The organism is Psychrobacter sp. (assembly GCF_036731945.1).
GTDB lineage: Bacteria > Pseudomonadota > Gammaproteobacteria > Pseudomonadales > Moraxellaceae > Psychrobacter.
On the sequence record NZ_DAINDI010000027.1, the window covers coordinates 26,420 to 39,010 of the forward strand.

Consider the following 12,591-nt stretch of genomic DNA (forward strand, 5'->3'; position numbering starts at 1 on the left):
ATAGCCGTTATCTCACCACGTCTAGAGCCGGGCATGACGCAAATAAGCTGACTGACCTCATCAAAGCGGTCGATAAAAAACTGCTGCAAGCCATCATTATGCCAGACCAATTCGCTACGGCGCTGATTGATGGGCGTCTCAAGTAAGGTCTGATCAATGGTTCGTAGTAGCGGATGACCGACGCAAATCGCGGGATGGTTATAACGCTCGTAGACGGGTAGCTCAAATGGAAATAGGCACAGAACCAAATTGGTCGCTGCCATAATATTATGAATACGCGACTCACGCCACGCCCAAATAGAAGGGCTGACATACTGCACGCAAAACACCCCTTGCGGCTTTAATTTCTTGGCCACTCTGAGGTTAAAATCAGGCGCATCAATGCCAATAAACCAATCAATGCTTGCGGCTTTAAATGCCGTCAGCAGCTCTTGACGTGCTTTGAGTAAATCCGGTAACTGCGACACCACTTCGACCAGACCCATCACAGCTAAGCGCGATAACGGAAAAATACTTTGTAGCCCTTGCGCTTGCATCTTTGCGCCGCCAACCCCAACCCAAATAATATCATCACGCAGATTATTCATCTGCTGCATAAAATCTGCACCCAAACTGTCGCCTGACACTTCCCCGGCGACAATCCCTATCACCAGTGGCGAGCTTGTAACCTCAGGCAATTTATCAAAAGCACCATAAGCATCCGGTGCTGGCGTTGTATCAGCAGGTTGGTGAGGCGTAGCAGGATCTGTCATGATAAGCTCTCAATATTAAAGTGGTACAATTTAATTGGTGCCATTTGAGTAGCACAGTTAAATGAAACAAAAGATAAAATGCGTCTATCATAAAAATGATTATATAAAATATAACATAGCTTAACCGTAATAAGATGCCCATTAAAAGGCATCTTGATAGCATTCTATAATGCTCGAACTTAGTCGTTTATATTGCCATCATACGTGACAGTGCTGGAAATAGCTAAAAATAGCGAAATTAGTGCACAAAATCCATTCAGTATCACTCATTTATATCTGCCTATAAACGTTGTGTTTAATGCAAATTTGGACTTAGGTTAGCGATAAAGCATCATTTTCCCTATGCTTTACATTGCCTTATCATTCTTATACACCTATGAATGACAGCATGTTAAGACGGGTTGCAGCGATAAGGTATAACAAAGTTTTGGTCGCCACATTCCAGTTAGCAGTCAATTAACTGTACGACTGCCCTTGTCAACCAGCGCTTTTGTCCGCATAATGAATATCCCTATAAATCAGCTAGACGATATATAATCATGACAACACCAGCTACTCATAATGCAGATATTGACGACGTGAATATTGAAAAATTCATTCCTTTAATCACACCCGCTGAGCTAAAGTCTGAGCTACCTTTGTCAAATGACGCCTATAACACGGTGCTAAAAGGTCGCAATACCATCCAAGATATCCTCGATGGTAAAGACAAGCGTCTATTTGTGGTTATTGGCCCCTGCTCTATTCACGATATTAAAGCCGCCCACGAATACGCCGATCGCTTAGCCGTATTGGCCAAAGAGATTGAAGACAGCATCTTCGTTGTGATGCGCGTTTATTTTGAAAAGCCGCGTACTACGGTTGGCTGGAAAGGCATGATTAATGACCCTGATATGAACGACAGCTTTGATATCGAAAAAGGTCTGCGCACCGCTCGTAAGCTACTGCTTGATTTAAATGAAAAAGGTCTGCCGTGCGCGACCGAAGCATTAGACCCAAATACGCCGCAGTACATTCAGGATTTGATTAGTTGGTCAGCGATTGGCGCGCGTACCACCGAAAGCCAAACGCATCGTGAAATGAGCTCAGGTTTATCGTGCCCAGTTGGCTTTAAAAACGGCACCGATGGCACCATGACCGTTGCGGTTAATGCCATGCAAGCGGTAAAAGAAGGTCATAGCTTCCTCGGCTTATCAGCAGATGGCAAAGTTTCTATCATCAAATCTAAAGGCAACCCCTACGCGCACGTAGTCCTACGCGGTGGTAATGGTAAGCCAAACTATGATGAAACCGCTGTTGCACAAGTTGAAAATGAGCTGGCAAAAGGCAAAACCAATAGTAAAATTATGATTGACTCAAGCCACGCCAACTCAGGTAAAGACCCTTATCTGCAACCAATGGTCATTCAAAACGTTGCCGAGCAGATTAAAAATGGTAATAAATCTATCATCGGTTTGATGATTGAGAGTCATTTAAAAGGTGGCAATCAAAAGCTAACGTCTGACTTAAGCCAGCTTGAATACGGTAAATCTATCACCGATGGTTGCCTAGATTGGGAAAGCACCGTCAGCGCTCTACACAATCTACGCGATATGGTTAAAGACGTTTTGCCGAATCGTTAATAGTGACTGGTCAGAATTAGTCCTTATCAACCATTCATAAAAAAGCCCGTTTGATATTAGATATCAGACGGGCTTTTTTGAGCTTTTTAACTTATTAATCTTGCTTTATAAGTATTAACTTTTAAAGTACTGCTCTTTATGCAGTTGCAGAACCTTCATTTGCCGTACCTAATACACTGTTTAAGCTTTCAATTACATGCTTAGAAGTCGCTTGCTTTTGTAGTTCAAGCAACTGCTCATGCGCCATTTGACGACGTGGTTCCGCCAAAGTATTCCAACGTGCCAGCACTTGCAATAAGCGTGACGCTAACACCGGATTGGCGTCATCCAGCTTTTTAATCACAGCGATATAAATATCTAGACCCTCTGGTGTCCACAACACCGTAGGCTGCGAGGTAAAGGCGCTGATGACCGAACGTACACGATTGGGCGTATTCCAATCAAAATCGTTATGCGCAAGTAAGGATTTAATAGTATCGGGCGTAACCGCATCAGCAGAGGCTTGCACACTAAACCATAAATCGATGACCAAATCATTATTTTCAAAACGATGATAAAAATCCGCCAGATACTTATCAGCATTTGCCAGTTGATGATTGACCATCGCCTTTAACGCGCCAAAACGCTCGGTCATACAGCTGGCGTTATCATACTGCTGCTCTGCCCATCCAGTAGCGCCATCGACGTTAGCGGTCAGTGCCATATCAAGCACCACATTACGTAAAGCGCGATTGCCACGAGCTTCCGCACTGTCTTCATAAGCCTGCATCGGTAGCTGTTTATAAAGCTCAGACCATTGATCTTTTAACGCTAAAGCCAGCTGTTGATATAAGCCTTCACGCTGTGCTTTTACCAGCTCTGGATCGTAATCTTTATGAATGGCAGATGCCAGCTCATGTGCTGACGGAATATCAAGCAAACGCGCCGCCAACATCGCATCATTAGCAGCCAGTTCAGGTAAGGCCTGCGCCACTACTTGCAAATATATCTCAGGACTGCTTTTCGCGCCGTGACCTTGCAGTAAAATGCGATTGACCAGCATTTGCGTCACTTGCCAGCGGTTAAAACCATTGGTTTCATATTTGAGCAAAAACGCCAAGTCTTCATCTTGATAATTATAATTGAGCTGAACGGGCGCACTAAAATCACGTAGCAAGGATACGACTGGCTCGCTCATTATATTTTCAAAGGTAAAGGTTTGTGTGACTTGATCGAGAAGCAACATACGCTCGGCGATGATATGACCAGAATTTTTATCAAATAGTGCGGTCGCTACAGGAATCGGCAAGGGTTTTGGTGCATCAAAACCTGCAACCTGACGGGTTTGCTGACTCAAAGTAATAGTCAATGTCTGCGTCGCGCTGTCATAATCTTGGTAACCAGACACCACAGGCGTACCGGGCTGACGATACCAGTCGATAAAGTCTTCAATTTTGCTATCGGTAATACTAAGCGCCGATAAAAAGTCCTCAACCGTCACCGCTTGCCCATCATAACGGCGGAAATACTCGTCCGTACCTTTACGGAAGTTATCACGCCCTAGCGTATTGGCAATCATACGCACGATTTCAGCGCCTTTTTCGTAGACGGTGGTAGTATAAAAGTTGTTAATCTCAACGAAACTCTCAGGACGTACAGGGTGCGCTAGTGGTCCGGCATCTTCAGCAAATTGATGGGCGCGCAAGGTTGCCACATCGTCGATACGCTGGACAGCACTTGACTGCTGATCGGCTGAAAATGATTGATCCCGATAAACGGTAAAACCTTCTTTTAGGCACAGCTGAAACCAATCACGGCAGGTGATACGATTGCCTGTCCAGTTATGAAAATACTCATGAGCAATGATAGATTTGACACTAAAGCTGCGCGCATCTGTGGTCGTTTCAGGACTAGACAAGACACAAGCGGTGTTAAAAATATTTAAACCCTTATTTTCCATCGCGCCCATATTAAACTGACTGACGGCAACAATCATATAACGGTCTAAATCATACGCGCGGCCATAATTGACCTCATCCCACTGCATCGAGTCTTTTAAAGCTTGCATACCGACAGCACATTTATCGATATCTTCAGATTTCGCATAGAGCTCAAGCTTCACCTCGCGTCCCTCGCTCGTGGTATAGCTGTCAGTCAATACATCCAAATCAGCGATGACACAAGCAAACAGATAACTTGGTTTGTTGGTCGGGTCTTGCCAAATCGCATAATGACGCTCAGGCACATCCGACACTTCACCCGCTTCGAGCAAGTTACCGTTACTCAATAGCGTCGGGAAACGCTTATCGGCTTCAAGCCGCGTGGTAAACCTCGCCAGTACATCGGGACGATCTGGATAAAAGGTAATCTTGCGAAAGCCTTCAGGCTCACACTGAGTGACGAACATCGTATCGTCACCACTACCGGCGATATATAAGCCTTCAAGCGCCGTATTGGTATGCGGATGGATACGTACTTGTAGCTGTAATTTGCTATGCGCTGGCGCATTAGTAATGATTAATTTACCCTCTATTTGCGTATAGCACTCACTGGTAAGCAGCTCATCATTGAGCTTAATAGATAACAGCTCAAGTCCTTCGCCATACAGCACTAAGTCGCCGTCAGTCTGACGCTGCATCATCAAAGTACTATCCACAATAGCATGGTCATCGAATAACTTAATATCCAAATCAACGGTTTCGACCGCAAAGCTTGGCGGTTGATAGTCTTTCAAATGAATTTTACTTGGCGCATGTGGCGGCACATCTGGCATGTCAGGATTGATAATTTGTGCGTCAGTTTCAGTAGTAGACATGGAAATTCCTATTATTATTCACGTTTTAGACAGTTAATTGATTATTTTATAGCGCCCTATTAATAAGCACGGTGTTCGTTATAAACAGAGTTTTTAAGATAGTTACATTGACCTAAACTATGAAATTTCAAGTACGATGAGTAATTAAATTGGTCAAGGTAGAAATCAATTCAAAGGTTTTAATCAGAATGCTACATATCTTTAGGTAAACTCTCGAACTATTTACAGTAATACTACTTACATAAAGTAACATTTAGTATATGATAGATAGTAATTGCCTAAGTTTTACCGTAAGCAGTTCAAAAACAACAAATGCCATTAAAACTAATGTTATTAAAATTTTAGGAGCTTATATGTCTACCAGTATTGCAAAAGTTGCTGCCCTCGCAGTATTATCAAGCGCTGTCGTATTTGCGTCAGGTTGTGCTAACAAACGTGCGACATCAGAAGTGGTCGTTGCCCCACTAGGTATCCCAGGTGGTCAAGTTGGTTATAACGGTGCGGTTATCGTTGATAATTCAAATGCCGTTATCACTGGTGCAGAAAATCTACAAGCGGTGGTTTACTTTGCTTTCGATAGCAGTGAAATCACCTCAGAAGCTGCCAGTGTATTAAACCAACATGCTAGCCTCCTAAGCTCAAATCCAAACGCTGGTGTCGTTATTGCAGGTCATACCGATGAGCGTGGTAGCCGCGAGTACAACATGGCACTAGGCGAGCGCCGTGCCCAAGCGGCACGTAATTATCTTGCCGCTCAAGGCGTTGCGGTAAACAACGTCCGTATCATCAGCTATGGTGAAGAGCGCCCTGCTGTTGCCGGTACTACAGAAGATGCGTATGCCCAAAACCGCCGTGCTGAGTTGTCTTACTAATAGTATTTAATAAGCGTTAATCAGCCGTAATTTAAAGAAGCCCAGCAATCTATTGTTGGGCTTTTCTTATTCTATTCAAATTCTACAGATAAATTATGTCAATTTTAAAATTACGTGATATTCACTACCAGCAACTTGACGCTACCACCTGGTATGCGTCAGCTCAGATTATCACGCCTTCTTTTTTAAATTATCCCGTTTTACTCAGCTATTTACCGCTGTTATTTAATCCCAGTCTATTTTTAAATACGAGCGTGGAAAAATGGCGTCACATGCAATGGCAATATCGCATTCCTACCGTGTCTCTATCCAAACGCGAGATAGCTCATCTTCAGCGCCAACAGCAGCGCACTGGCGTACGACTGTTATTACAATTAGTGCTTAATAAGCTAGAGATGATTGATATCTTGAATGACGCAAGCTTTCCATATCGACTTGCCAATAGTCAATACTACGTCTGCTTTAGTCATACTGGCGCCCATAACAAAGTTATTTCTAATCATCATAAAAAAAATAAACCTTTCGATTATTTAGACAATAAAGTCGCGGTGGTCATAAGTGCTCATCGTCCTGTAGGTATTGATATAGAAATAAATGCTGTTAAATGGCAGGTCGCGCAGCGCTTCTTCCATGTTAATGAGATGGCTATCTTGCAGACCTTACCACCTATGCAAAGAGACATAATCGCCAAACTACTATGGCAAATAAAAGAAAGTTTTATTAAGGTTTTTCAGTATAAGTTGGCACAAGGATTAGGAAAGGACTACTCCCACCTCATTGCTGATTTAATAAAAGATGCTACAAGCAAATCACCCTTACTGGCCATTAACGACAATAAAAGCAATTACCGTATCGCTCTTTTACGCCATGAGCAAACCGTGATTGTTTATTAAATATTTCCTAATGCTTTTAAAAAAATGAATGAAAACTATATTTTAGACCAAAAAAAACGACCCTAAAAAGGACCGTTTTTTATTGCTACTTATCTTCTAATAATAGTCGTTAAACTGCGATTAGCTTAGAAGCGGTAAGTTGCACCAACTTTAACGATTGGCATCCACTCTAACCAATCTTTATCTTCTAGCTCTTTCTCTGCTTTTTGAGCAACGCTAGCTGAAGTTTCACCTGTTACCACACCGTTTTCATCTCTGATGAATCCGCTAGCCCCACCAACTGAACTTACTTCAGCGCTAGTTTTGCCCATATAAGCGGCACCAATTTCACCAAACAAACCAAAGTTGTTAGTGATGTTAGGACGGAAACCGATAGTAGCATAAGGAGCTAACTTGTTACGATGATCAAGAGTACCTTTTAAAGTACCTACGTCATTTGCGTTGTACTGTTTACCATCAACCTTGTAAACGCCACCGTTAGGATTAGAAGTCACTTCGATATCGTTATCAGGAACGATGATACCAGCGCCCATTGTGAACCAGTTACCAGTAGGACGTAGTTGTACGCCTAAGTACGGGTTGCTAAAATCAGAATCAACGTCATAGTTTACATCGTTTGCATCAAAGTCACCGCCGAATAGGTCAGCAACGTCGCCACCTGCCCAACCAGCTTGTAATTCAGTTTTGTCGTTAAGTGCCCAACCGATATTAGCACCATAACCTAGTGTACCAACTTCAGCACTGACAGCCGCTGGATGAGTCACAGTTTGGAAAAAAGTTCTGTCGCTATATGAGTTTGCTGGTTGTACAACAGCAACTGGCTCAGCTTCATAAGCTACTGCAACTGGCTCTGCTTCATAAGCTACTGCAACTGGCTCTGCTTCATAAGCTACTGCAACTGGCTCTGCTTCGTATACAACCGCATCGTTGTTATCAACAACGATAACTGGTTCAGCTGCTAGCGCAGCAGTAGATGCTAATACAGCAGCAGAAATTGCTGTTAATTTAATAAGTTTCATAAATACTCTCCTAAAGTGTGAAATAACTCGCCCGTAAAAAAATGATAATTTAACTGTTTTATAAACAACCATTTTGTTGAGCAGATTAAAACAATTTTGGCTTAAAAAGTCACCCCCATGAATGCGCTTTTTATTTGCCGTTATGTAAAGATTGCATAGATATTGTAATATTTACTACACCAACCTGCAAAACTTCGATTTCCTGTTACACAATACTCTCAAAGCAACTGAATAGTCAGAACATGAATATTGAATCGCTTAACGCTCATGTAAAGGTATTACAAAACATGTCAGTATAATGACCTACCTCCCCCTTTAACTCAATTACAGTTATAGAGTTTATTACTACAGTTTGTTGTGGTTTGTGAGCTAACGTATCCAATGCTACCCAAAATAAGACCTAGAACAGAAGTGTGGGAAATTAGTCTGAACTATAAAAACGTAAATATATCGTTTATATCTAATAAGATAGCTTGTTTGAGTGCGTTATTATGCTAAATTAGAGCTATTAATAGATGTCTTTTTAGTATTTGCATTTTTGGACTTTTCATTAGCGTATTAATGATTTTTTTCTACTTTTCGCTTTACCTTTATTATTCTTATTGAGCCATTTTTATGCCAAAAGTTTCGTCGATTACCCGTGTGTTAGAGATTATCGAAGCGGTGTCTTATGCGTCAAAACCCCTCTCACCACTTGAGCTGTCGCAAGAGCTTGATATCCCAAAACCTACTATTCATCGCTTGATTCAAAACTTAGTCGATGAAGGGTTTGTGACCGTCGATATTGGCGGCGGTATTATTCCTGGCAAGCGGGTGCGTAATTTGAGCGTTGAGCTTTGGCAGCAGCGTCAATTTTTTAATGAGCGGCAAATTATCTTGCAAAAATTGGTTGATGAGATTAAGGAGACTTGCGGTATCGCCATTCCTTACCAGATGGACATGATGTATACCAATCGCGCAAACACCTCGCTGCCGCTACAGATTTATCTGCCTGTCGGCGCGAAATCACCGATGTGGTGTACGGCTACGGGTAAGTTATATCTAAGCCAGTTGTCTGCGACCAGCCGCGCTAAAATACTACAAGGCCTACCATTAGATAAATTTACCAAAAATACGATTACCGATATTGATACGTTGAATGCCGAGCTTGATCGTATCGCAGAGACGGGCATTGGTATCGATAATGAGGAATTTATCTCAGAGATGGTAGCGGTGTCAGTGCCTGTGCTAGACAAAAAATCTCGCTATCTAGCGTCGCTATATATCCACGCACCAACCATACGCGTGTCATTAGATGAGCTAATGGAGCATGTACCGCGCTTGCAAAAAGCAGCGCATGATATTCAAGCATTGGTGTATGAGCTACAAAACTAGGGTGTATAACATTAAGAAAAAATATGACTGAGTAAAAAGGTCTGCGTTATAAAACTAGCGCAGACCTTTTTTATGCTTTGTTAATAACATGATGGCAATTAGAAAAACACTCTATGCAAAACTGATTAAGGATTTTAAGCGTTTCGTACTTTAAGACAAGACCGAACTGTCATGACGCGCCATAATACTAGAAAAATCTTTATCGCCGTTGTCTAACGTATGCGCTTCATAAAGCTCAGTAGCTTTGGCTCCCATCGGCGTTTCAACATCGGTATCCCTAGCCGTTTGCATCGCAAGGTTAAGATCCTTTTGCATGAGTTTACTCATAAAGCCGCCTCGATAACCATTGCTAGACGGTACATTGTCTAATACGTGCGGATAAGGGTTATAAACCTCTAGCGTCCAGTTACGACCCGAGCTTTGTAGCATGATATCTGAGAGCACTTTAGGGTCAAGACCATTTTTAACCCCTAAATTAATCGCCTCTGCCGTTCCCGCCATCAGAATCCCTAATAGCATGTTGTTGCAAATTTTTGCCACTTGTCCGGCGCCATGCTCGCCTGCATGGAATATATTTTTGCCCATAACGACAAGTATTGGTTCGGCTTTGGCAAACGCCTCAGCGCTACCACCGACAATAAAAGTTAAAGTGCCAGCAATGGCGCCGCCTGTACCGCCGGAGACTGGCGCGTCTAAGAAGTCTATGCCAAGTTTGCTTGCTGCTTCTGCCACCAATCTTGCATCAGCTGCTGCGATGGTACTGCTATCGATGACCAACGTACCCTTGGATAATTCTGCTAGTAGGCCATCAGCGCCATTCTCACCTAGATAGACAGAATGGACGTGCTTGCCCGCTGGCAACATGCTAATGACAACTTGTGCATTGCTTGCTGCATCTTTTGGGCTATCAGCCACACTGGCACCTGCTTGCTGCAAGCGCGCGGTTGCCTCCGCAGACAAGTCATAGACAGCGAGCGTGTAACCTGCCTTTAACAAGTTCTCTGCCATCGGTGCGCCCATATTGCCAAGCCCAATAAAGGCAATATTTGGCTTGGCAGTAGTACTAACAGTCGTAGCTGTATTATTTGAGTCTTTATTACTTAAATTCGAATCCTTTGTACCCATCTCATCGCTCCTTGATGATTGCTTATTATTTATACATATATGTAAACAATGCTTTATAGAATCTTACATTTTTTAATTTTTACCTGATTTGTTTCATTGAACTATAAGTTTTTAGCGCACAAGTTGGTTACCTAATGCGCCTTCGCCCAACCAATCGCCTAAAGGGTGCTGGCCTTTAGCATAAGGGTTTACGAAGTGGCTATGAATATATGCTTGCCCTTCGCTACTGAGACACTCTGCTAATGAGCGTGACCATTGTGGATTGCGATCTTTATCAATCAGTAGCGCACGCACGCCTTCTTTAAAATCAGGATTGGCGGCACAATGTACGGCGACATTGGTCTCTAAATATAGGACTTGCTCTAGCGACAAATCAGTCACTTTATAATAAAGCGCATAGGTCAAAGCAGCGGTAACTGGGCAACCATGTCTATACGTAACCACGGCGCGCTGCGTCCAACTGTCTGCTGCAAAGTTTGTATCTAATTTTGCGAGCGCTTCATCACTTTGTAGAAGTGCATCAATGTCTCCTAAGCCGCCGCTGTTCATCAATTGCTGGATAGGATGCCAATAGGTTGCTAATTTGCTAGCAGGCAATTCCGCTACAGGATGTGCTGCTAATGCGCGACTGACGATACTATGAGCGCTATCGTTGTGACATTTATCGGTATTACCAGCTGCTGATTGCCAATTACTCTGTTTTAAACCTTGTATAACGGCATCATAATCACTACTGGCGACCGCATACTCTGCAAGATTGGCTAATAAAGCATCTTTGCCGTTACACATCGCACCCGTAAGCCCTAAAAATAAACCTGTTTTAGCTGGCATGCGCTGCAAGAACCAACTGCCAGAAGCGTCAGGGAACAGTCCAATGGTCACTTCTGGCATGGCAAAGCGGGTACGCTCGGTGACCAAACGATGACTACAACCTGCCATCAAGCCCATACCGCCACCCATAATAATACCGTCACCCCAGAGGATTAATGGCTTTGGATAAAAATGCATCTGCCGATAAAGACGGTATTCATGACCAAAAAACTCTGTCGCATAAGGATTCGGTAGCGGAGCACTGCTGGACATGCTGTCATAGAGCTTACGGATATCGCCGCCAGCACAAAACGCCTTGTCACCTGCCCCTTTTAATACCAATGCCACTATCTGATCGTCATTTTGCCACTGCTCTAGCTGCTCGGCTAACAATTGACACATCTCAACGCTGAGCGCATTGAGAGACTTTGGCGTATTTAACGTCATTATTCCAATCAAATGGCCACACTCTGTCGGTTCGGTACTGAACAATACTGGCGCTTCTTGTTCTGTGTTTTCTGTTACTGCTGTCATAAAAGAGACCTACCAAAATTAAAATGAGTAAAGTAAATATTAAGACATGCCTACAGGCTATTTATTTTGCCAATTGGGTGTGCGCTTTTCTAAGAATGCTTGTACGCCTTCGCGCTGATCGTTGGTGTCGAATAACTTAACAAAAGCTTCGCGCTCATGGATAAGGTTTTGGGCAGGCGGGGTATTTCTTGCCGCTTGGATAAGCCGTTTAGAATAACTGACCGCCACAGGTGATTGCTTAGCGACTTTTTGCGCTAATGCTTGCGCCGCTAATAAACCGCCACCTTTTGCTGTGACTTCTTCGACTAAGCCAATACGTAATGCGGTCTCGGCATCGACGCGCTCACCGCACAATATCATCCGCTTAGCCCAACCTTCACCAACCAGTAAAGGTAGATTCTGCGTACCGCCTGCACAGGGCAATAAGCCCACGCCCGTCTCTGGTAACGCCATCTGTGCATGCGCTTCTGCGATACGAATATCACAGGCCAGCGCGCACTCGAGTCCACCGCCCATCGCATAGCCGTTGATGACCGCGATACTGACACCGCGATAGGCTGATAAGGCTTCGAACGCCTCACCAAACGCGATAGCCATACTTATCGCACGTCCTTTATCACCGTCTGAAAAATTATTTAAATCCGCACCTGCTGAAAAGAACTTTTCGCCATCGCCATGGATAATTAAGGCATAAACATCATCATTGGCATTCAGGTCAGTGACCAGTTGCTTGAGCGCTGGCAGACTGTCCATCGTCCAGGTATGGGCTGGTGGGTTATTCAGAGTGACGGTAGCA

General features: G+C 43.5%; 10 protein-coding genes. 4 read left to right on the plus strand and 6 right to left on the minus strand.

Annotation, left to right across the window (positions count from 1 at the left end; all coding sequences use genetic code 11):
- Positions 1-752 (minus strand): lipid-A-disaccharide synthase (locus V7D75_RS07330; RefSeq protein WP_442968936.1); only part of this gene is annotated, 752 nt, incomplete at its 3' end.
- 539 nt (positions 753-1,291) lie between these two features.
- Between V7D75_RS07330 and V7D75_RS07335 the strand changes: the two genes are divergently transcribed.
- Positions 1,292-2,374 carry a 3-deoxy-7-phosphoheptulonate synthase gene (locus V7D75_RS07335; RefSeq protein WP_333614032.1) on the plus strand — a complete coding sequence of 361 codons (1,083 nt, stop codon included), beginning with the start codon at positions 1,292-1,294 and terminating at the stop codon, positions 2,372-2,374.
- Between the two features lie 136 nt (positions 2,375-2,510).
- On the opposite strand, the gene pepN is transcribed toward V7D75_RS07335, so the two are convergent.
- Positions 2,511-5,126, minus strand: a complete 2,616-nt coding sequence (gene pepN / locus V7D75_RS07340) for an aminopeptidase N (protein WP_333614042.1) — start codon at positions 5,124-5,126, stop codon at positions 2,511-2,513.
- A gap of 395 nt (positions 5,127-5,521) precedes the next feature.
- Between pepN and pal the strand changes: the two genes are divergently transcribed.
- Together pal and V7D75_RS07350 are read left to right on the plus strand one after the other, a co-directional pair.
- Positions 5,522-6,040, plus strand: a complete 519-nt coding sequence (pal, locus tag V7D75_RS07345) for a peptidoglycan-associated lipoprotein Pal (protein WP_068404186.1) — start codon at positions 5,522-5,524, stop codon at positions 6,038-6,040.
- Positions 6,041-6,135: 95 nt separating this feature from the next.
- The gene (locus V7D75_RS07350; protein ID WP_333614033.1) at positions 6,136-6,933 is read left to right on the plus strand and encodes a 4'-phosphopantetheinyl transferase family protein; all 798 of its coding nucleotides are present in this window, start codon (positions 6,136-6,138) and stop codon (positions 6,931-6,933) included.
- Between the two features lie 125 nt (positions 6,934-7,058).
- Here V7D75_RS07350 and V7D75_RS07355 read toward each other — a convergent pair whose 3' ends face one another.
- Positions 7,059-7,952, minus strand: coding sequence for a hypothetical protein (locus tag V7D75_RS07355; protein ID WP_333614034.1), 894 nt, complete (start codon positions 7,950-7,952; stop codon positions 7,059-7,061).
- Between the two features lie 615 nt (positions 7,953-8,567).
- Between V7D75_RS07355 and V7D75_RS07360 the strand changes: the two genes are divergently transcribed.
- On the plus strand, positions 8,568-9,326 hold the full coding sequence (locus V7D75_RS07360) for an IclR family transcriptional regulator (RefSeq protein WP_198327852.1): 759 nt from the start codon (positions 8,568-8,570) through the stop codon (positions 9,324-9,326).
- 150 nt (positions 9,327-9,476) lie between these two features.
- Here the strand turns inward: V7D75_RS07360 and mmsB are convergent, their stop codons facing one another.
- From mmsB to V7D75_RS07375, 3 genes are all read right to left on the minus strand, one after another.
- Complete coding sequence (gene mmsB, locus V7D75_RS07365; RefSeq protein WP_333614035.1) at positions 9,477-10,451, minus strand: 3-hydroxyisobutyrate dehydrogenase; 975 nt, start codon at positions 10,449-10,451, stop codon at positions 9,477-9,479.
- 111 nt (positions 10,452-10,562) lie between these two features.
- On the minus strand, positions 10,563-11,795 hold the full coding sequence (locus tag V7D75_RS07370) for an enoyl-CoA hydratase/isomerase family protein (RefSeq protein ID WP_333614036.1): 1,233 nt from the start codon (positions 11,793-11,795) through the stop codon (positions 10,563-10,565).
- Positions 11,796-11,852: 57 nt separating this feature from the next.
- Positions 11,853-12,591, minus strand: a 739-nt coding sequence (locus tag V7D75_RS07375; RefSeq protein ID WP_333614037.1) for an enoyl-CoA hydratase, incomplete at its 5' end; no start/stop codon positions are given.

Coding starts and splice junctions, on each gene's coding strand:
- V7D75_RS07335 (WP_333614032.1), top strand. CDS start 1,292: ATGACAACACCAGCTACTCATAATGCAGATATTGACGACGTGAATATT.
- pepN (WP_333614042.1), bottom strand. CDS start 5,126: ATGCCAGATGTGCCGCCACATGCGCCAAGTAAAATTCATTTGAAAGAC.
- pal (WP_068404186.1), top strand. CDS start 5,522: ATGTCTACCAGTATTGCAAAAGTTGCTGCCCTCGCAGTATTATCAAGC.
- V7D75_RS07350 (WP_333614033.1), top strand. CDS start 6,136: ATGTCAATTTTAAAATTACGTGATATTCACTACCAGCAACTTGACGCT.
- V7D75_RS07355 (WP_333614034.1), bottom strand. CDS start 7,952: ATGAAACTTATTAAATTAACAGCAATTTCTGCTGCTGTATTAGCATCT.
- V7D75_RS07360 (WP_198327852.1), top strand. CDS start 8,568: ATGCCAAAAGTTTCGTCGATTACCCGTGTGTTAGAGATTATCGAAGCG.
- mmsB (WP_333614035.1), bottom strand. CDS start 10,451: ATGGGTACAAAGGATTCGAATTTAAGTAATAAAGACTCAAATAATACA.
- V7D75_RS07370 (WP_333614036.1), bottom strand. CDS start 11,795: ATGACAGCAGTAACAGAAAACACAGAACAAGAAGCGCCAGTATTGTTC.